The following is a 19,310-nucleotide window of genomic DNA, read 5'->3' as shown; positions in this document are numbered from 1 at the left end:
TATCACCGCCTTAAACTGCATTTTCAAAGTCCCTTTCGATAGAAGACTGTATATCCCAAACCTTTTTGTATAATCCTTCTTCATTTATAAGTTTTTCATGGTTTCCTATGTTTGTTACTTTTCCCTTATCCATAACTATTATAAGGTCGGCATCCTTAACGCTTGTAATTCTATGGGAAATTATTATTGTAGTTGTTTCTTTGCTTCTTTCTTTAAGAGCTCTTCTTATTTTAAGTTCAGTTTCAGTATCAACAGCACTTAATGAATCGTCAAAAACTAATACTGAATAATCGTTTAAAACAGTTCTTGCAATAGTAACCCTCTGTCTTTGACCGCCTGATAGAGTTATTCCCTTTTCACCGACGAGTGTTTCATATCCATCTTCAAATTCAAGTATCGTATCGTGGACAGAGGCAATCTCTGCAGCTCCGTGAATTTCCTCTAAGCTTGCGTGAGGCTTAGTTATTGCAATATTTTCTCTTAATGTTTTAGAGTAAAGAAATGCATCCTGTGGGACAACTCCAAATATTTTTCTGACAAATCTTTTAGAAATTTCTCTTAGTTCAACTCCGTCAATTTTTATTGAGCCGACATCGTAGTCATAGAGCCTTAGGAGCAAAGAAATAATTGTGGATTTACCTGAACCGGTTGAACCAAAAAGTGCAACCGTCTTACCGCTTTCTATTTTAAATGAAACATCCTTAAGAATAGGGTTATCCCTTTCAAATCCAAATGTTACATCTTTAAACTCTATATTCCCGGCAACTTTGAAATCTTTGATTCCTTCGTCCAAGTCTTCCTTTTCTTCTCTTAAAAGTTCATTTATTCTTGTAAGGGAAACTATTGTTTTTCCCATATCAGAAAGAATCCTTCCCATCTGCCTTACTGGCCATAGTAGCATTCCTTCATAGCTTGTAAACACTATCAAAGTTCCAAGGGTTATTTTACCCGTTGCAGCAAAGTAGGAACCTACTAAAACAACAAGGGCAGTTTGAATCATGCAGAGACAGTCTGAAAATGACCAGTAGTTTGCAAATAATTTGATTAGGTTGTAGGTTAAATCCCTATATTTTCTGTTTTTCTCAGCAAACTTTTCTATTTCAAATTCTTCCCTTGCAAATGCCTTCACAACCCTGACTCCTGTTATATTCTCCTGTATAACTGTTGAAAGTTCGGCTTCAGCCTCATCGCTCTTTTTGAACTGCTGCTGCACTCGTGTGAAAAACCAAAGGGCAAATACGAATATTATAGGAACTATTAATGTAGAAACAAAAGCAAATTTAACATCTATGCTGAACATAATAATAAGTATAAGGCTAAGGAGTATTATTGTCCTGCCTATTTCAACAAACTGGTTTGCTAAAAAGTTTCTTATAGTTTCAACGTCTGAGGTGCACCTTTGAATTATGTCACCCGACTGATATTTAGAATAGAAGTTATATTTAGCCCTCAATATTGTTTCGTATAGATTATCTTTAAATTTTTTGGCTATGTTTTCAGCAGCTTGGCTTGACCATTTTCCCTTAAGATACATGAAAAGGCCATTAAAAAGAGTAAGAAGTATTATAACAAGGCCAAGTATCCATAAATTTTCAAGTAGATATTCACGACCTCCAAGCAATTGAACCAATCTATTCATTATAGATGAAGTTATTGGCTTTGTTCCAATAATCGAATCCACAGAAAGCTTAATTACAAGAGGTATAATTACGGAAAATAAAGCCGAAAGGCCTGTTGCAAGTATGGATGCAGCATATTTAAGCCTGTAGCCCTGCATAAAGTTTAATAAGAGTCTCAATTTTTTCACGCTATCACCTTCCTTTTAGACGTAAAAAGGCCATGGGATAGCACACCCATGGCCTTGATTTCGAATAAGAATATAGTTTAAATGAAGACGGACGAAGGCTGTGGTTGCACTATTGTGTTATATTTATTAAATTTTGCGTTAAGAATGCCATTCGATCTGATCATTTGCGCAACCTCCCTTCAAAATATTTCTTTTAATAGTATAAACCAATTTTTTAAATTTTGCAACAATTTTTTGCTATTGAATCCAGATGTTGGTCATCGGTTGCTATTGAAATAGGAATAAAACTCTCAAACAAAATTAAAGTGAAAAATAATTATAAGTATATTATTTGTGATGATTATCTTGTATTTTACACTATAGATAATGAATTTATCTCAATACAAAGGGTATTACATGCAAAAAGAGATTACCTAAAATTGTTAAACGAAGATAAAAGTAATTGATTTTATACAAGCTATATATCTGGGAAAATAATGAAGAAATGCGAATTAAAAAATAAAAATTCTAAACAATGTGCAGAAATAAACGAACGATAATAAAAAATATTTGACAATATTCCTATAAAGGTATAACATAAAATTAAGTTAATAGTTCATCCATATAATTTAGGGAATATGGCCCTAAAGTCTCTACCGGACTGCCGTAAACTGTCCGACTATGGATGAGTCGATGGGTTATGCCTTTTTAAGGTAGGATAAGTCTACCCTTTTTGACTCTTCCATGGTCAAAAAGGGTTTTAATATTTTTTGGAGGTGCGCTATGCAAAGGTTAGAAAAAATTTATGAAGGTAAAGCGAAGATAATTTACTCAACTGATGAAGCTGACAAGATAATTGCGTTCTACAAGGATGATGCAACTGCATTCAATGGACAAAAGAAGGCTCAGATAAGCCAAAAGGGCGAACTTAACAACAACATTTCATCTATTCTATTCGAATTATTAGAAAAAAAGGGAATTAAAACTCATTTCATTAAGCAAATCAGCGAAAGAGAACAGCTTCTTAAAAAGGTCGAAATAGTCCCAGTCGAGGTTATAGTTAGAAATATAGCAGCAGGAAGTATGGCAAAAAGGCTTGGAATTGAAGAGGGAACAAAACTTAATACTACTGTATTTGAAATTTGCTATAAAAATGATGAATTAGGGGACCCTCTTATAAACGATTACCATGCAGTAGCTATTGGCCTTGCAACATTTGAAGAACTAAAGATGATATATGAAACTACTTCAAAAGTAAATGAAATACTTAAAGAGTTCTTTGGCGAGTTAGGAATTGAGCTTATAGATTTCAAACTTGAGTTTGGCAGATTTAACGGTGAGATAATACTTGCCGATGAAATTTCACCAGATACATGCAGATTCTGGGATAAAAAGACCGGAGAAAAGCTTGACAAGGACAGATTCAGAAGGGACTTGGGAGGAGTTGTTGAAGCTTATAAAGAGATATTTAACAGGATAAACAATTTCTGATGCATGAGTGCTCGTCTTTTTATTTTAGCAAAAATATGAAAATATTAGAAGGGAGATAACAAGATGAAGGCATATATAGATGTAACCTTAAAGGAGAGCATACTAGATCCACAGGGGGCAGCGGTTAAGGAGGGCCTAATAAAGCTCGGATATGATGTTGAAGGTGTTAGAATTGGAAAGCATATAGAGGTTGAACTTATGGATATGGAAATAAATGAAGCTGAAAAATTAATTAGAGAGATGTGCGAAAAGCTTCTTATCAATCCAGTTATTGAAACTTATACATTCAGATTAGAGGTGTAATTATGAAGGCAGGAGTTGTGGTATTTCCAGGTTCTAATTGTGATAAGGATGTCTTTGAGACCTTAAAAGGTTTAGATGTAGATGTTAAATACATCTGGCATGACGAAGAAAATTTAGATGTAGACCTTTTAGTTCTTCCTGGTGGTTTTTCGTATGGTGACTATTTAAGATGTGGGGCAATTGCAAGATTTGCAAGGATATTGGATGGAATATATGAGTTTTCACAGAAGGATAAATTATTAGTTGGAATATGCAATGGTTTTCAAATCCTTACTGAGCTCAAACTATTACCAGGTGCTCTGTTGAGGAATAAAAATCTTAAGTTTATATGTGAAGACTGCACACTTATAGTTGAAAATAACAATACCCCTTTTACAAAGCTTTATGAAAAGGGAGAAGCTGTTAATTTCCCAATAGCTCATGGAGAAGGAAACTATTTTATAGATGAAGAGGGGCTTAAAAAGCTTAAAGAAAATAACCAAATAGTGTTTAAATATAGAAATAACCCAAACGGTTCAGTGGAAGATATTGCAGGAATAATAAACAAAAATGGAAATGTCCTAGGGCTTATGCCGCATCCAGAAAGGGCTTCATCAAAGCTTTTAGGATGTGATGACGGGACAAGATTTTTCAAAGGTGCAATTGAATATTTTAAGGATTGGTGATTCTATGAAAAGGATATTACTACCTCCTTCAAAAATCGGAATTATAGGAGGGGGACAACTTGGCAGGATGTTTGCCCTGGAAGCAAAAAGGATGGGTTATATTGTTTATGTTCTTGATCCTAAGGAAAATTCACCTGCAGGTCAGGTTTCTGATGAACAGATAGTTTCAGGTTTTGATGATTTTGGTGCCCTTTTAGAACTTGCGAGAAAAACAGATGTAATAACCTATGAATTTGAACATATTAATGCAGAGCACCTTACAAAATTGAAAAACATGGGATATAAAATATATCCATCTCCGGAAACATTAATTAAAATACAAAACAAGTATATTCAAAAGAAACATTTAATAAAATTTAACCTTCCTGTTCCAAGATTTGAAAGAATAGAGTCCTATTATGATTTGGTTTCAAAAGCTGATGATTTTAAATTTCCATTTATGATAAAGTTTGCAAAGGGCGGTTATGATGGAAAAGGAAATATAAAAATAGAAAACCATGAAGATATTTTAAACTTAAAGAACCTGAAATTTGAAGAAGAAATATTTATGGAAGAATTTGTTGATTTTAGGAATGAAATATCAATAATTGTCTGCAAAAATGAACAAGGCGAATTTAAAAATTATAGAGCATTTGAAAATGTTCACGAAGATAACATTCTTAGAATTACTAAGTGCCCAGCAAGAATAGGAGAAGAGGTTGAAAAAAAAGCAGTTTCGATTGCAAATAAAGTTGTGGAGAGTTTTTGTGATTTCGGAGTATTTTGCGTTGAAATGTTTGTTGATAAATATGATGAGATATTGATAAACGAGATTGCCCCAAGACCTCACAATTCAGGACATCTAACTATAGAAGCTTGTTTTACAAGTCAATTTGAAAATCATCTAAGAAGTATAACAAATCTGCCCCTGGGTTCAACGGAGTTAATAAAGAATGCTATCATGATAAACATTCTTGGAGATAAAAAAATAGACGGTAAGTATACAATTGAAAATCTTGGAGAGATATTGAAGATGGATGGAGTATTTTTTCATTTTTATGGTAAGAGCTTTGTAGATAAAAAGAAAAAGGTTGGACATATAACAATTATTGATGATGACGAAACAAGGTTAGAGGCAAAGAAGAATTATATAATTAATAATTTAAAGATAGGTGAGTTTTATGAGTAGAGTTGCAATTATTATGGGGAGTATTTCAGACTATGAAGTAATGAGAAATGCTGAAGAAGTTTTAAAAAGATTTCAGATAGATTTTGAGACCGATGTTGTTTCTGCACACAGAACCCCGCAAAAAATGTTCCAGTTTGCTAAAAGTGCAGAAGAAAAAGGTTTTAAAGTCATTATAGCAGCAGCGGGAGGGGCTGCACATTTGCCTGGAATGGTCGCTTCGATATCAAACCTTCCTGTCATTGGAGTTCCTATAAAGGGAAAAACAATGGATGGGCTTGACTCACTTTTATCCATAGTTCAAATGCCAAAGGGAATTCCAGTTGCAACAGTTGCAATAAACGGAGCTGCAAATGCTGCTGTCCTAGCAACACAGATTCTTGCGCTTTCAGATGATGAGTTAAAGGAAAAGATAAAGGACTACAAGATGCAACTTGAGAAGGATGTTGATAATATGTCAAAAAAGTTAAAGGAGGAGAGCCATGCTAACATATAAGGATGTTGGTTTAAATAAAGAGGAATATGATTTAATCGTAGAAAAACTAGGCAGGGTTCCAAACGATTTAGAGATTTCAATGCTTGGTGTAATGTGGTCGGAACACTGCAGTTATAAAAACTCCAGGGCTCTTTTAAAACTTTTTAATACTAAGAGCCAAAGAGTTTTACAAGGGCCTGGTGAAAATGCAGGGGTTGTAGACATAGGAGATGGCTATGCTATTGCCATGAAGATAGAGAGCCACAATCATCCGTCTGCTATTGAACCATATCAGGGAGCAGCAACAGGCGTTGGTGGAATTTTAAGAGATGTGTTTACAATGGGTGCAAGGCCTATTGCAAATTTAAATTCGATTAGATTTGGAGAAATTGATTCAGATAAAACAAAACACCTTTTAAAGGGAGTTGTAAAGGGAATCGGTGATTATGGCAACTCAGTTGGAATTCCAACCGTTGGTGGAGAGACGGTTTTCAACTCCTGCTATGATGACAATCCTCTTGTAAATGCCATGAGCGTTGGACTTTTAAAGAAGGAAGAATTGAAAAAGGGGGCGGCAAAGGGCATAGGTAATCCTGTTATGCTTGTTGGACACACAACAGGCCGTGATGGAATGGGGGGTGCAAGCTTTGCATCATGTGATTTAACACAGGAATCGGAGGAAAAACGTTCTGCAGTTCAAGTTGGAGACCCATTTATGGAAAAGCTTCTTCTAGAGGCTTGTCTTGAACTTATAAAGGAAGGCTGTGTTGTTGGAATCCAGGACCTTGGAGCTGCAGGGTTAACTTCTGCAAGCTGTGAAACAGCCTTCAGAGGTGGAAGCGGAATAAAAATTGATGTTACTAATGTTATAACAAGAGAAAAGGGAATGAACCCTATTGAAATAATGATTTCTGAATCACAGGAGAGAATGCTTGCAATAGTTGAAAAGGGAAAGGAAAACAAGGTTTTTGAAATTTTCAGCAAGTGGGGACTTCATGCTTCAATAATTGGTGAGGTTACTGATGACGGATTTGTTTCCATCTTCGAGGGTGAAAAATTAGTAGGGCAATTGCCTGCATATCTTCTTGCTGATGGAGCACCTGCTAATTTAAGACCTTTTAAAAGACCAAAATATATGGATAAATTAAACAGATTTGACACTTCAACTCTTAAAAAACAAGAGAATTTGAAAGAGGCTTTATTAAAAATGTTAAAATCGCCTAATATTGCATCTAAAAGCTGGGTTTACAGACAATACGACCATCAGGTAAGAAACTCAACAGTTGTAAAACCTGGAGGGGATGCTGGACTTGTCTTAATCGATGGAAAGAAGGCAATCGCACTTACTACAGATTGCAATGCAAGATACTGCTATTTAAATCCATACGAAGGTGCTAAGATTTCTGTTTTAGAAGCTGCAAGAAATATAGCATCAACCGGTGCAACTCCGATTGCAATAACAGATTGTCTGAACTTTGCAAGCCCTGAAAATGAAGAAATTTATTACCAATTCAGAAATAGCATATTGGGAATAAACGAGGCATCAAGGATATTAAATACTCCTGTTATAAGCGGAAATGTGAGCTTTTATAATCAGTCAGAAAAGACGGCAATCTACCCAACCCCGGTTATAGGAATGCTTGGACTTTTAGAGGATGCTAATAAGCACACAACAATACACTTTAAAGAAGAGGGGGATGCAATCATACTTGTTGGCGAAACAAAGGATGAGATAGGCGGTAGTGAATATTTAAAGGTTGTTTATGGAGTTGAAGCTGGCAGGGTTCCTGAAGCTCATACTGAAATTGAGAAAAACACAATTGAAGGTGTAATAAAGTGTATAGATAAAGGGCTTGTTAAGAGCTGTCACGATATTTCAGATGGAGGATTTATAGTAGCCCTTTTAGAGTGCTGCTTTAAGAATTCACTTGGAGCAAAGATAAATATAGAAACTGAACTTGAGGATGACAGATTCCTGTTCTCAGAGAGCCAGGGAAGATTTATCATATCCTGCCAAGAAAAAAATGTTGATGAAATAATATTAAACTTTAAAAAGCTTGGAATAATGGCAAAGAAGATAGGAAAAGTTGAAAAGGACATTGTTAGCGTTAGTTTTAACGGAAAAGAGAGCTTAAATGTTGCAGTTACAGAGGCAAAGAATGAATGGGAGAGTGGCCTTATATGCTTAATGGAGTAGATAAATTTAAAGAGGAATGTGGAGTTTTCGGTATATATGTGAATGAAGAAAAAACTATAGCATCTTCTGTTTACTATGGATTATTTGCGCTTCAGCACAGGGGTCAGGAGAGTGCGGGAATAGCCTTAACTACAGGAAGCGATTTTATAGTTTCTAAGGATGTAGGGCTTGTTTCTGATGTGTTTGATGAGGATTTTTTAAACATAAAGGGAATTGCAGCAATAGGACATGTAAGGTATTCAACAACAGGGGGGTCTAGGGCGGAAAATGCACAGCCTCTTTTTAGTAAATATAAGCTTGGGAATATTGCAATAGCTCATAACGGAAACCTTGTGAATGCTGATATAGTAAGGGAACTTTTAGAGGATGCAGGGGTTATTTTCCAAACCACAATAGATACAGAGGTTGTTTTAAACCTTATTGCAAGGGCGGCAAGAAAGGGCATTGAAAGGGCTGTTTTTGACGCAATGCAGGCTGTGAAGGGTTCCTACTCTATTTTAATCCTTACAGATGATAAATTGATTGCAGTAAGAGACCCACATGGTATAAGACCTCTTTGTCTTGGAAAAATAGATGGAGGATATGTTTTATCTTCCGAGAGCTGTGCTTTTGATGCAATTGGTGCAGAATTTGTAAGAGATGTTGAACCAGGTGAGATTATTATAATCGATAAAGAAGGAATTAAGAGTTTTAAACTTGTTGAAAAGACAAAGCTTGAAACATGTGCCTTTGAATACATCTATTTTGCAAGGCCAGACAGCTTTATGGACGGAATAAGCGTGTATGAGTCAAGATTAAGAGCTGGGGAAGAACTTTTTAAGGAGTCTTCAGTTGATGCTGATGTTGTAATTGGCGTTCCTGATTCGGGGACATTTGCAGCAGTTGGTTTTTCAAATGCATCAAAGATACCATATAGTATCGGTTTTATAAAAAATAAATATATTGGAAGAACCTTCATAGAACCTAAAAGCCAGCTTAGGGAAAGGGCAGTTTCAATAAAGCTCAATCCACTTAAGACCAATGTTGAAGGGAAAAGGGTTGTTCTTATCGATGATTCTATAGTAAGAGGAACTACTATGAGAAGGCTTATTGATATACTAAGAAAATCTGGTGCAAAGGAAGTTCATGTCAGAATTGCATCGCCAAAAGTTGCATATCCATGCTATTTTGGTATAGATACACCTTATAGGAGTCAGCTGATTGGGGCTGTAAAAAGCGTTGAGGAGATTGGAAGGGAAATAGGCGCAGATTCTCTTGCGTTCTTGAGTATAGAAGGCTTACTAAAGGCTTTAAATAAGGAAAGTTTTTGTCTTGGATGCTTTAGCGGGACATATCCTGTTTCGGCACCACTTGAAATAGACAAATTCCAGTTTGAAAGGAATGAGTGATATGAAGTATAGGGACGCTGGAGTTAACATTGAAGAGGGCTATAAAACAGTCAGCCTTATAAAGGATAAGGCAAGTAAGACTCATGATGAAAGGGTCTTAAATGGAATTGGAAGCTTTGCAGCTCTTTACGATATAGCAGGATATAAAAATCCTGTTCTTGTTTCAGGAACTGATGGGGTTGGAACAAAGCTTGAGATAGCATTTAAAATGCAGAAATATGATACTGTTGGTATAGATTGTGTTGCAATGTGTGTTAATGATATACTCTGCCATGGAGCAAAGCCACTATTTTTCCTTGATTATCTTGCATGTGGTAAACTGGATTCTTTAGTTGCCTCTGAAATCGTCTCAGGAGTAGCTTTAGGGTGTCAGATTGCGGGTTGCAGCTTAGTAGGCGGTGAGACTGCTGAGATGCCAGGCTTTTATAAGGAAGGAGATTATGATATAGCAGGATTTGCTGTTGGAATTGTTGAAAGGGATAAGATAATAGATGGAAGCAGGATTGAAGAAGGAGATATTTTAGTTGGGATTGAATCATCAGGTCCTCATAGCAACGGATATTCACTGATTAGAAGGCTTATAAGAAATTATGATGTAGAATTTGAGGAAAGAAAAATAGGAGAGGTTTTATTAACTCCAACTACAATATATGTTCCATATGTTCTTCCACTTCTTGAAAAATACGAAATAAAGGGAATGTCACATATAACCGGTGGAGGTTTTTATGAGAATATTCCAAGAATGTTTAAGAGCGATTTAACTGCGGTAATAGATAAGGATAGTTTCACGGTTCCTTCAATATTTAAATTCATTATGGAGCTTGGAGTAGAAGAGAAAGAGATGTTTAATACATTCAACATGGGAATTGGTTTTGTGCTATGCGTTAAAAAAGATGAAGCAAAAGACATCGTAGATGATTTAGAAAAGATGGGTAAAAGAGCCTATATAATCGGCCATGTTGAAAGAGGTGGTGATGGAGTTTGCATAAAATAGCAGTGCTTGTATCTGGAAATGGATCTAACCTTCAGGCAATAATAGATGCAGTTGAGGATGGAAGATTAGATTGCAGTATTGAGTATGTGATAGCTGATAGAAAATGTTATGCAATTGAAAGAGCTAAAAAACATGGAATAAAAACATTTGTCTTGGATAGAACGGGATTTAAAGAAGAATTAAGCCAGAGGATTTTGGAAATAATAGGGGACGATTTAGACCTTATTGTTCTTGTTGGATTTTTATCTATTTTAGATGGTGAGATTTTAAATGTATATAAGGGCAAAATAATAAACATACATCCATCACTGCTTCCTAAGTTTTCAGGAAAGGGTATGTATGGAATAAAGGTTCATGAGGCAGTTTTGAAGGCAAAAGAAGAGGAGACGGGATGCACGGTTCATTTTGTTACTGGTGAGGTAGATGCAGGAAAAGTAATCCTAAGAGAGAGGGTTCCAATATATGATGGAGATACACCGGAAAAGCTTGCTAATAGGGTTTTAATTGTGGAACACAGGATTATAGTTGACGCCATAAATAAGGTTTTGGAGGGATAAGATGAGAGCGCTTGTTAGCACATTTTACAAGGATGGAATAGATGAGTTTTGTAAGTTTTTAAGTGACAGAGGAGTAGAAATAATTTCAACTGGAGGGACGTATAAATTTCTTTTAGAAAAGGGTATCCCTGTTGTTGAGGTTAAGGAGATTACAGGATTTGATGAAATTTTAGATGGAAGAGTTAAAACACTTCACCCTAATATTCATGGGGGTATTCTTGCCATTAGAGATAATGAAGAACATATGAATACTATTAAGGAAAGAGGAATAGGAACTATTGATTTTGTTGTGGTAAACCTTTATCCCTTCTTTGAAAAGGTTCAGGAGGATTTATCCTTTGAAGAAAAGATAGAGTTTATAGATATAGGCGGGCCATCAATGTTAAGGGCAGCAGCTAAGAATTTCAGAGATGTAGTTGTTCTGTGCGACTATAATGATTATGAGATAGTTATGAAGGAGATTGATGAAAAGGGTAATGTTTCTTTTGAGACAAGAAAATATCTTGCAGGAAAGGTCTTTAACTTAACATCTTCATATGATGCTGCGATTTCAAATTTCTTATTAGATAATCCATATCCTGAATATTTATCCCTTTCATATAAGAAGGAAGCTGAATTAAGATATGGCGAAAACCCACATCAGACTGCTGCATTCTATGTTAAAGCTTTTGGTGAGGGTGCCATGAAGGATTTTGAAAAATTAAGCGGTAAGGAGCTATCATATAACAACATAAAGGATATGGATGTTGCATGGAAGGTTGTATGCGAATTTGATGAAACTGCATGCTGTGCAGTTAAACATAATACACCATGCGGAGTTGCAATAGGTGAAAATACATATGATGCCTTCCTGAAAACATTTGAATGTGACCCAGTATCTATTTTTGGCGGAATTGTTGCCTTTAATAAAAGGGTGGATAAGGATACTGCCCAAAAGATGGCTGAAATTTTCCTTGAGGTTATAATTGCTCCTGAATACGACGAGGATGCTCTAAATGTTTTATTCCAGAAGAAGAACTTAAGGGTTATAAAGGCAAATGTTAAACCTGTTGATAAGTATGAGATTATAAGCGTTGATGGAGGAATACTAATCCAGAGCGTTGACGATAAACTGATTGATGATTTGAATGTTGTAACCGAGAAGGAACCTTCCAGGGAAGAAATTGATGAGATGCTCTTTGGCATGAAGGTTGTAAAGTATGTTAAATCCAATGCAATAGTTGTTGTAAAGGACAAAAAGGCAGTAGGTATTGCTTCAGGTCAGGTAAATAGAATATGGGCTGCATGTCAGGCTCTTGAAAGAGGAAAAGGGGCAGCTGTTTTAGTTTCAGACGCCTTCTTTCCATTCAGCGATGTTGTAGAGGAAGCGGCAAAGAACAACATTAAGGCAATTATGCAGCCGGGAGGGTCTTTAAAGGATAAGGATTCAATTGAGGCATGTAATAAACATGGAATTTCGATGGTGTTTACAGGGGTAAGGCATTTTAAGCATTAATACTATTACCCCATGAATGATTTCCGAGGCTTCGCTCATTTCACCAAGTAACTCTAAGCTTTTCTTTGTTTCCAAATGTCCTACCCGCGTGAGACTTCATACGTGAAGTCCACGCGGCACTGCTCGTCCTGAGCAGAGTTACGGTCATTTGAAAAGTCGAAAATCAAGAGTTACTAAGGTTCATGAGAGGCGCCTTTTGAAATCATTTCATGGGGTTTCCCCTAATATATTGAGTTTATAACGGAGGTGAAGCAGATGAAGGTTTTAATCATTGGTTCAGGTGGAAGAGAACATGCAATTGCTTGGAAAATAGCACAGAGCTCTCTTGTTGAAGAAATTTTTGTTTCACCAGGAAATGGAGGAACGGCAAAGGAAGCAAAATGCCAGAACATTGATTTAAAGGGAATTGATGAATATGTAACTTTTGTAAAGGAAAATAAAATCGATGTAACAGTTATTGGACCTGAGGCACCTTTAGTTGAAGGGATTGTTGATGAGTTTAAGAAGAACAATCTTAAGATATTTGGACCTTCAAAGACAGCTGCTAATCTTGAGGGAAGCAAAATTTACGCAAAGGAATTTATGAAAAGACACAATATAAGGACGGCTGAATATGAAATTTTTTATGAGGTTGAAAGGGCACTTGAGTATATTAAAAATGCAACATACCCTTGTGTTATTAAGGCTGATGGTCTTGCTCAGGGAAAGGGAGTTGTGATTTGTAATAGTTTTGAAGAGGCTAAGGATACTCTTGAAAAGTTTATGGTTGAGGATATTTTCAAGGGCTCTGGTAAAAGGATTGTGATTGAGGAGTTTTTAGAAGGTGTTGAGGCATCGATTTTATCAATTACTGATGGAAAGACAATCATTCCGTTTATCTCTGCAAAGGATCATAAGAGGATATTCGATAAAGATATGGGACCAAACACAGGCGGAATGGGTGTAGTAGCACCAAACCCATATGTGACAGAGGACATATTAGAGGATTTTAGAAAGAATATAATGATTCCAACAATAGACGGGATAAAGAAGGATGGATTGGATTACTGCGGAATAATATTCTTTGGGATAATGATAACTAAAAGGGGAGCATACCTTTTAGAGTATAACGTAAGGATGGGAGATCCAGAGACACAGGCAGTATTGCCTCTTATGAAAAGTGATTTTTTTGAGATTATTTTTAAGGCCATCGATGGTAAATTAGAAGATGTAGAGATAGAATGGGAAAAAGGCTTTGCCTGCAACATTGTTGCAGCGTCAAAGGGTTATCCGGGTGAAATAGAAAAGGGATTTGAAATTAGAATAGGAGATGTTGAAAACAAGGTATTTATCGCTGGCGCAAAGCTTGAAGGTGAAAACTTAATTACAACAGGAGGCAGAGTATTATCTGTAACTGCAATAGGTGAAACCCTAGAAAAAGCACGTGCAAAGGCATATGCTGATATGAAAAAGATTTATTTTGAAGGAATGCAGTTTAGAGGGGATATATAATTTTTGGTTTATTGAAAACAAGACAAGGGTTAACCAAGAAAATATAGGCCCTATATTAAAAGTAAAAAGTATAGTTGGATTTGGAGGAGTTGAGGTGAAAAATTAACCTTGACATCTAATAATCTCCATGCTAATATAGTCAAAAGAACCTTTAAGACTGGTCCTGTGAGGCCGGGAAGGTAGGCAAAGGATAAGTGCAACTTTTTACAGGAAAATTATGCCTTCCCGGATGGGAAGGCTTTTTTTAACCTTTAAATTAGCCCAGAGAGGCTAGGAAGGAGAGATATTATGTTAAAAGGAAGACACCTTTTGGACCCAATGGATTTTACAACTCTTGAAATCGATGAAGTTTTAGAACTTGGAGGACAAATCTCAAAAAATCCGGAAAAGTTTTCAAATGCATGTCAGGGAAAAATTCTCGCAACTCTATTTTATGAGCCAAGCACAAGAACAAGATTCAGCTTTGAAGCTGCAATGCTAAGGCTTGGTGGGCAGGTAATAGGATTTTCAGAACCTAATTCATCATCTGTAGCAAAGGGAGAGAGCATAGCTGACACCATAAGAACAATAGCATGTTATGCAGATATTGCAGTTATGAGACATCCTAAGGAAGGTGCGCCAAGGGTAGCAGCTCAATATTCTACAATCCCGGTTATTAATGCAGGTGATGGAGGACACCAGCATCCAACTCAGACTTTAACTGATCTACTTACTATAAAATCCCTAAAGGACAATCTGTCAAATCTAACAATAGGTCTTTGTGGAGACTTGAAATTTGGAAGAACTGTCCATTCGCTTATTAAGGCCATGTCAAGGTATGAAAACAATAAATTCGTTCTAATTTCCCCAAAGGAATTGAAGGTTCCAGATTATATTAAAAAGGAAGTTTTGCAAAAGAATAATATTGAGTTTATAGAAGTAGAAAGGATGGAGGATGTAATAGAAAGATTAGATATTCTATACATGACTCGTGTCCAAAGAGAAAGATTCTTCAATGAAGAGGAATATTTAAGATTAAAGGATAGCTATATACTTGATAAGGCAAAGCTTAAGAAGGCAAAGGAAGATATGATAGTTCTACATCCACTGCCAAGGGTTAATGAAATAGCAGTAGAGGTTGATGAAGATAAAAGAGCAAAATACTTCGAACAGGCAAAATACGGAATGTTCGTAAGAATGGCACTTATAATGAAACTTTTGGGGGTGGAAGTATGCTAACAGTAAATAGTATAAAAAATGGAGTTGTAATAGATCATATAAAGGCAGGGCTTGGAATTAAGATATTCAAAATGCTAGAACTAGACAAGATAGAAAGTGCAGTATGTCTTCTCATGAATGTATCAAGTGAAAAGCTTGGAAAGAAGGACATAATAAAGATAGAAAATGTAGTTGATTTAGACTTTAGAATACTTGGAATACTTGATCCCAATATAACTATAAATGTAATAAAGGACGAAGTGCTAGTAGAAAAGAAGAAATTTGAACTTCCAGAAAGGGTGGAAAATGTTTTAAGCTGTAAAAATCCAAGATGTGTTACATCAATCGAAAAGTATATAGACCACGTCTTCTACCTTGTAGATAAAGAAAAGGGAGAATATAGATGCATGTATTGCGATGAAATATATGCACTTTCGGAGGTTTGATTATGGAACTTCTAATAAAAAATGTTAATATTGTGGACAGCTCCGATGTCTTCTGTGGAGATGTTTATATAAAGAATGGAAAAATTGAAGAAATAGGAAATCTAAATAGAGATTGTGAAATACTAGATGGAGAAGGATTGTCCCTTCTCCCTTCCTTTGTAGATTTGCATGCTCATTTCAGGGAACCCGGCTACGAATACAAAGAGGATTTGCTGTCTGGTTCAATGGCAGCAGTAAAGGGAGGGTATACAGCGGTAAACTTAATGGCAAATACAAACCCGCCATGTTCAAATATGGGTATAGTTGACTATGTTCTTGATAGAGCAAAAAGGATTGATCTTGTTGATATTCATCAGACTGTTACAGTGACTAAGGATTTATTAGGAAAGGATATAGAACACTTAAATACTCTAGATGAAAGAGTAAGGTTTATATCAGATGATGGCAAGGGGATACTTAGTAATAATATAATGCTTCATGCAATGCTTCTTGCAAAGAAAAAGGGATTAACAGTTATATCCCATGCAGAGGATGAGGAAATTTCTAAGATTGATACAAGGCTTTCTGAAAATATAATGACTAAAAGGGACATTGAACTTGCCAAATTTACAGGGGCTAATCTTCATATAGCCCATGTGAGCACAAAGGAGGCAATTGAAGAAATAGCTGTAGAGAAGGATAAGGGATATAAAATAACATGTGAGGTGGCTCCTCATCATTTATTCGGAACAAGTAATCTGAATTACAGAGTGAATCCACCCTTAAGAGAAAAAGATGATATTGAAAGCCTAATAAGGGCAATTAAAAAAGGCTATGTTGATGCAATAGCAACTGATCATGCACCACATACTCAAGAGGATAAATTAAAGGGTGCGCCTGGCATATCTGGTATAGAGACAGCTTTTTCAATCTGCTTTACAAAACTTGTTGCAGAGGGGCATATAACTTTAAATAAACTTATAAAACTCATGTCGGAAAATCCAGCTAAAATGATGCTATTAAATAAAGGAAAAATTAAAGAAGGATACGATGGAGATGTTGTTTTGGTAGACCTTAAACACAAGTATAAAATTGACTCATCAAGCTTTGTGTCAAAGGGAAAGAATAATCCTTTTGATGGGCAAGAGGTTTTTGGAAAAGTCATATATACAATAAGAAAGGGCAGAATAGTTTTTAAGGGGTGAGTAGGATGATAATGGATAGGCTCTATGAAGCTGTTGAAAAAAAGGGACATGTTTGTGTTGGACTTGATACATCAGTTGACTATATACCAGAAGGATTTAAGAAAAAATTTAGCTCAGTCTATGATGCTTTATTTGAGTTTAACAAAAAAATAATAGATGCTACTGAAGATGTTGCAGCATGCTTTAAAGTTCAGATAGCATATTATGAAGCCCTAGGGATAGAGGGGTTGAAGGTCTACAAAAAGACTATAGAATATGCAAAGGAAAAGGAAGCTATTGTAATAGGGGATATAAAAAGATCCGATATTGCAGATACTGCTAGGATGTATGCAAGAGCACATTTTGAGGGGGACTTTAAGGTGGATTTAGTAACATTAAACCCCTATATGGGAGTTGACAGCATAACCCCCTTTTTAGAATATACCGATAAGGATAAGGGAGTTTTCGTTCTTATAAAAACATCAAATCCCTCATCAAAGGATTTACAGCTTCTATATGCAGGCGAAAACAGGGTCTATGAAAGAGTTTATGATATGCTAAGATCCTTGATAGAAAAAAGCATTGGAGAATATGGATATAGCCCTATTGGTGCAGTTGTTGGGTGCACCAATTCAGATGAGGCAGGACACATAAGAAAGAGGCTGAAAAATATGTTCTTCTTAATTCCAGGATATGGTGCACAGGGAGGAGGGGCAAAGGATATTAAAAATCTATTAATTGATAAAAATGGTGGGGTTGTAAACTCATCGAGGGGAATACTTCTTGCTTATAGAAAACATGGTGATGAAAGGTTTGAACTGCATGCAAGGGAAGAGGCTCTTAAAATGAGGGAGGAGATTTTGAATGAATTATAAAAGCCTTATTGTTAAGGATAATGAGAAGATAGCAGAAGGAATATATAAATTGATGCTCTACGGAGAATACGAAGTTTTACCCGGTCAGTTTTTTATGCTGAGAAATTGGGATAAGGAGCCTATTCTTTCAAGACCATTCAGTATTCATGATTGTGATAACAAAATGATAAGTTTTATATATCAGATTAAAGGAACAGGAACGAGCTATTTATCATTACTTAGAAAGGGTGACTTTGTAAAGGTAACAGGGCCTTTAGGAAATGGAATGGATACTTCAAATATAAAGGGGAAGGTCGCACTTGTAGGCGGAGGAGTAGGGATCGCCCCTTTAGCATACTTTGCAAAAAAGATTAAGGCAGAGGTTGATGTATACTTTGGATTTAGAGATGAAAGTTATGGAATAGATGAATTAAAGGATTACGTTGAAAATATTCATATAGCAACGGAAAGCGGCAAAGAAGGGCACAAGGGGTATGTGACGGATATATTTAACCCCTTTGAATACAGTCTTGTAATTGCCTGCGGCCCAGATGCCTTTATGAAAAAGGTTCAAGATATGTGCATAAAAACTCAAACACCCTTGTATCTGCTTCTTGAAAAGAATATGGCCTGTGGAGTAGGAGCCTGCTTGGTTTGCACATGCAAAACGAAGGATGGAATGAAAAGGGTATGCAAGGATGGGCCAATCTTCAGGGGTGAGGAGGTAGTATTTGATGCTTGAGGTAAACTTATGGGGTAAAAGTTTTAAAAACCCTGTTATTGCAGCGTCAGGGACATTTGGATTTGGGAGAGAATATGATGAATTTTATGATGTTTCAATCCTTGGAGGGATAGCTACAAAGGGACTAACCCTTAATAAGAGAGAAGGAAATATGGGGGTTAGGTGTTTTGAAACAAGCTTTGGCATGCTAAACAGTGTAGGACTTCAAAATCCAGGCATAGATTATTTTATAGAAAATGAACTTCCATTTATGAAAAAACTAAACACAGTAATCTTGGCAAACCTTGGTGGAGGAAGCATAGAAGAATATGTTTCAGGTGCTAAAAAGCTTGATAACTGCGACGTAGATATTATAGAGCTTAATATATCCTGCCCAAATGTTAAAGAGGGGGGAATGAATTTTGGAATTAAATCTAAAGTTGCTAAAGAGGTTGTAAAGTCGGTAAGAGAAGTAACTAATAAGCCCTTGGTTGTTAAACTCTCACCAAATGCTGAAGATATAGTTGAAATGGCAATGGAATGCGTCGATGCTGGAGCTGATGGATTGTCCCTTGTAAATACATTTAAAGGCATGGCGGTTGACATAAAAAAAAGAAAACCTGTATTCAATAACATATTTGCAGGACTTTCAGGACCTTGTATAAAACCTATAGCTCTTAGAATGGTTTATGAGGTTTCGAGGGCAGTTAATGTTCCAATTATAGGGCTTGGTGGTATAACAAATTATAAGGATGCGATCGAATTTATAATGGCAGGAGCAAGCCTTGTTCAGGTTGGAACAGCCAATTTCATAAATCCTCTTGCCTGCAAGGAGATTATAGTGGGGATGGAGGAATTTTTAAGAGAGCAGAAGATAGATTCAATAAACGATATCATAGGAATTATTTAAAGGGAGGCAATA

Annotated in this window: 19 protein-coding genes and 1 riboswitch; of the genes, 18 read left to right on the top strand and 1 reads right to left on the bottom strand. The window is 36.0% G+C overall.

Translation table 11 applies throughout. The features are described from left to right. Positions 1-10: 10 nt before the first annotated feature. Complete coding sequence (locus tag ABG79_RS09800; RefSeq protein WP_057979300.1) at positions 11-1,807, bottom strand: ABC transporter ATP-binding protein; 1,797 nt, start codon at positions 1,805-1,807, stop codon at positions 11-13. A 305-nt stretch (positions 1,808-2,112) separates the two neighbouring features. Here ABG79_RS09800 and ABG79_RS12825 point away from each other — a divergent pair, with 305 nt between their 5' ends. The 18 genes from ABG79_RS12825 (at position 2,113) to ABG79_RS09715 (ending at position 19,298) form a co-directional block, all read left to right on the top strand. Beyond that, positions 2,113-2,253, top strand: coding sequence for a type II toxin-antitoxin system RelE/ParE family toxin (locus tag ABG79_RS12825; protein ID WP_423230100.1), 141 nt, complete (start codon positions 2,113-2,115; stop codon positions 2,251-2,253). Positions 2,254-2,386: 133 nt separating this feature from the next. Continuing rightward, a riboswitch (purine riboswitch) is annotated at positions 2,387-2,488 on the top strand. Between the two features lie 81 nt (positions 2,489-2,569). Continuing rightward, on the top strand, positions 2,570-3,277 hold the full coding sequence (gene purC, locus ABG79_RS09795) for a phosphoribosylaminoimidazolesuccinocarboxamide synthase (protein WP_057979299.1): 708 nt from the start codon (positions 2,570-2,572) through the stop codon (positions 3,275-3,277). 63 nt (positions 3,278-3,340) lie between these two features. Continuing rightward, complete coding sequence (gene purS / locus ABG79_RS09790) at positions 3,341-3,580, top strand: phosphoribosylformylglycinamidine synthase subunit PurS (protein ID WP_057979298.1); 240 nt, start codon at positions 3,341-3,343, stop codon at positions 3,578-3,580. Positions 3,581-3,582: 2 nt separating this feature from the next. Further along, a complete protein-coding gene (purQ, locus tag ABG79_RS09785) occupies positions 3,583-4,245 on the top strand; it encodes a phosphoribosylformylglycinamidine synthase subunit PurQ (protein ID WP_057979297.1) in 663 nt (220 codons plus the stop codon). Positions 4,246-4,249: 4 nt separating this feature from the next. Next, entirely contained in the window at positions 4,250-5,413 is a 1,164-nt protein-coding gene (locus ABG79_RS09780) for a 5-(carboxyamino)imidazole ribonucleotide synthase (protein WP_057979308.1), read from the top strand. Beyond that, positions 5,406-5,906 carry a 5-(carboxyamino)imidazole ribonucleotide mutase gene (gene purE / locus ABG79_RS09775; protein ID WP_057979296.1) on the top strand — a complete coding sequence of 167 codons (501 nt, stop codon included), beginning with the start codon at positions 5,406-5,408 and terminating at the stop codon, positions 5,904-5,906. The genes ABG79_RS09780 and purE overlap by 8 nt, the downstream gene beginning before the upstream one ends. Further along, complete coding sequence (purL, locus tag ABG79_RS09770) at positions 5,893-8,082, top strand: phosphoribosylformylglycinamidine synthase subunit PurL (RefSeq protein WP_057979295.1); 2,190 nt, start codon at positions 5,893-5,895, stop codon at positions 8,080-8,082. The genes purE and purL overlap by 14 nt, the downstream gene beginning before the upstream one ends. Beyond that, positions 8,067-9,470 (top strand): amidophosphoribosyltransferase, encoded by a 1,404-nt coding sequence (gene purF / locus ABG79_RS09765; RefSeq protein WP_083490409.1) that lies wholly within the window; start codon positions 8,067-8,069, stop codon positions 9,468-9,470. The genes purL and purF overlap by 16 nt, the downstream gene beginning before the upstream one ends. A gap of 1 nt (position 9,471) precedes the next feature. Continuing rightward, positions 9,472-10,464, top strand: coding sequence for a phosphoribosylformylglycinamidine cyclo-ligase (gene purM / locus ABG79_RS09760; RefSeq protein ID WP_057979293.1), 993 nt, complete (start codon positions 9,472-9,474; stop codon positions 10,462-10,464). Then, on the top strand, positions 10,452-11,021 hold the full coding sequence (purN, locus tag ABG79_RS09755; RefSeq protein WP_057979292.1) for a phosphoribosylglycinamide formyltransferase: 570 nt from the start codon (positions 10,452-10,454) through the stop codon (positions 11,019-11,021). Before purM ends, purN begins: the two co-directional genes overlap by 13 nt. Before the next feature lies 1 nt (position 11,022). Then, on the top strand, positions 11,023-12,516 hold the full coding sequence (gene purH, locus ABG79_RS09750; RefSeq protein WP_057979291.1) for a bifunctional phosphoribosylaminoimidazolecarboxamide formyltransferase/IMP cyclohydrolase: 1,494 nt from the start codon (positions 11,023-11,025) through the stop codon (positions 12,514-12,516). A gap of 255 nt (positions 12,517-12,771) precedes the next feature. Next, entirely contained in the window at positions 12,772-14,007 is a 1,236-nt protein-coding gene (gene purD, locus ABG79_RS09745; RefSeq protein ID WP_057979290.1) for a phosphoribosylamine--glycine ligase, read from the top strand. A 288-nt stretch (positions 14,008-14,295) separates the two neighbouring features. Next, the gene (pyrB, locus tag ABG79_RS09740) at positions 14,296-15,225 is read left to right on the top strand and encodes an aspartate carbamoyltransferase (RefSeq protein ID WP_057979289.1); all 930 of its coding nucleotides are present in this window, start codon (positions 14,296-14,298) and stop codon (positions 15,223-15,225) included. After that, a complete protein-coding gene (locus tag ABG79_RS09735; protein ID WP_057979288.1) occupies positions 15,219-15,650 on the top strand; it encodes an aspartate carbamoyltransferase regulatory subunit in 432 nt (143 codons plus the stop codon). The genes pyrB and ABG79_RS09735 overlap by 7 nt, the downstream gene beginning before the upstream one ends. A gap of 2 nt (positions 15,651-15,652) precedes the next feature. Then, positions 15,653-16,834: a dihydroorotase gene (locus ABG79_RS09730; RefSeq protein ID WP_057979287.1), complete on the top strand. Its 1,182-nt coding sequence runs from the start codon at positions 15,653-15,655 to the stop codon at positions 16,832-16,834. Positions 16,835-16,839: 5 nt separating this feature from the next. After that, positions 16,840-17,688, top strand: a complete 849-nt coding sequence (gene pyrF, locus ABG79_RS09725) for an orotidine-5'-phosphate decarboxylase (RefSeq protein WP_057979286.1) — start codon at positions 16,840-16,842, stop codon at positions 17,686-17,688. Next, on the top strand, positions 17,678-18,409 hold the full coding sequence (locus ABG79_RS09720; RefSeq protein ID WP_057979285.1) for a dihydroorotate dehydrogenase electron transfer subunit: 732 nt from the start codon (positions 17,678-17,680) through the stop codon (positions 18,407-18,409). Before pyrF ends, ABG79_RS09720 begins: the two co-directional genes overlap by 11 nt. After that, the gene (locus ABG79_RS09715; protein WP_057979284.1) at positions 18,402-19,298 is read left to right on the top strand and encodes a dihydroorotate dehydrogenase; all 897 of its coding nucleotides are present in this window, start codon (positions 18,402-18,404) and stop codon (positions 19,296-19,298) included. Before ABG79_RS09720 ends, ABG79_RS09715 begins: the two co-directional genes overlap by 8 nt. The last annotated feature ends 12 nt before the right edge of the window (positions 19,299-19,310 follow it).

It is taken from the genome of Caloramator mitchellensis, from assembly GCF_001440545.1.
Classification (GTDB): domain Bacteria; phylum Bacillota; class Clostridia; order Clostridiales; family Caloramatoraceae; genus Caloramator; species Caloramator mitchellensis.
Note: the sequence above shows the minus strand (reverse complement) of the source record. Positions and strands in the feature narration are given on the sequence as shown.